The following is a 1,051-nucleotide window of genomic DNA, read 5'->3' as shown; positions in this document are numbered from 1 at the left end:
GCAAGGTAAATCTCGCACTTTACGTAAAGTCAAAGCGCATCGTCCAGACAACAAAGCTGTGGATATCGAAAAAGGGCCGTTCATCGTCTGTGTGGATGCCTCTGGCTCGATGAGTGGTTTCCCTGAGCAGTGCGCAAAAGCGATGGCGTATGCGTTAATGCAGATTGCACTGGCCGAACAGCGCGATTGTTACGTGATCATTTTCTCTACTGAACACATTACTTACGAGCTCACCAAACAAGATGGTTTGCGTGAGGCAGCGGATTTCTTAACGTACAGTTTCCATGGCGGTACAGATTTGGAGCCAACGCTTATCAAATCCATCGATTTGATGAGTGGAGATAAATACAAAAACGCCGACATGGTGGTAATTTCTGATTTTATTGCGCCAAAACAGCAAGATGAGCTGTTGGCAAAAGTGGATGCGCTTAAAGCGAAGAAAAACCGCTTCCATGCGATCAGTTTATCTAAGTACGGAAACCCTGCGTTAATGTCGATGTTTGATCATACTTGGTCTTACCATCCAAACGTTGTGGGACGTTTACTCAAGCGTGTAAGTAACGGTTGATCAAATAAAGCGGCGAATTCGCCGCTTTATTTTTAGTTCGTTTACCGGATGAAAGTGTTTGGGGCAGAATCAATAAATACGCAATTGGATCGAATTTTCATCTGATTGATTTAAAAAAAAGCAAACAAACAGAAAATGAAAGATTTTTGTTTGACTATCTTTTCTGAATCCGTAAAGTAGCAACCAACGCAACGGGGGAGACCTCTTAAAGCGTTAAAGAAAGGCGCGTTGGCAGAGTGGCTATGCAGCGGATTGCAAATCCGTGGACCTCGGTTCGACTCCGGGACGCGCCTCCATTATTTCGAAAGCCAGTCTCTTATGACTGGCTTTTCTCGTTTCTAGTGCTCGCAAATCGCTTCTTCTCTTCTCTTCTCTTCTCTTCGCTTTGTTTCATTTGTATCCGTATCACCAAACCCATTTGATCGTCATTCAATATTTTACACACGCTAATTATTGATTTTATAAATGTTAATCAACTCAATA

The 1,051-nt window shown here is 42.8% G+C and carries 1 protein-coding gene and 1 tRNA gene; both read left to right on the top strand.

Translation table 11 applies throughout. From position 1 onward, the window contains the following. A partial coding sequence (locus R8269_RS26145) for a VWA domain-containing protein (protein ID WP_318223030.1) occupies positions 1-568 on the top strand: 568 nt, incomplete at its 5' end. A gap of 222 nt (positions 569-790) precedes the next feature. Next, positions 791-864 (top strand) — tRNA-Cys (locus R8269_RS26140). Positions 865-1,051: the final 187 nt, after the last annotated feature.

The organism is Vibrio sp. Vb0667, from assembly GCF_033391095.1.
Note: the sequence above shows the minus strand (reverse complement) of the source record. Positions and strands in the feature narration are given on the sequence as shown.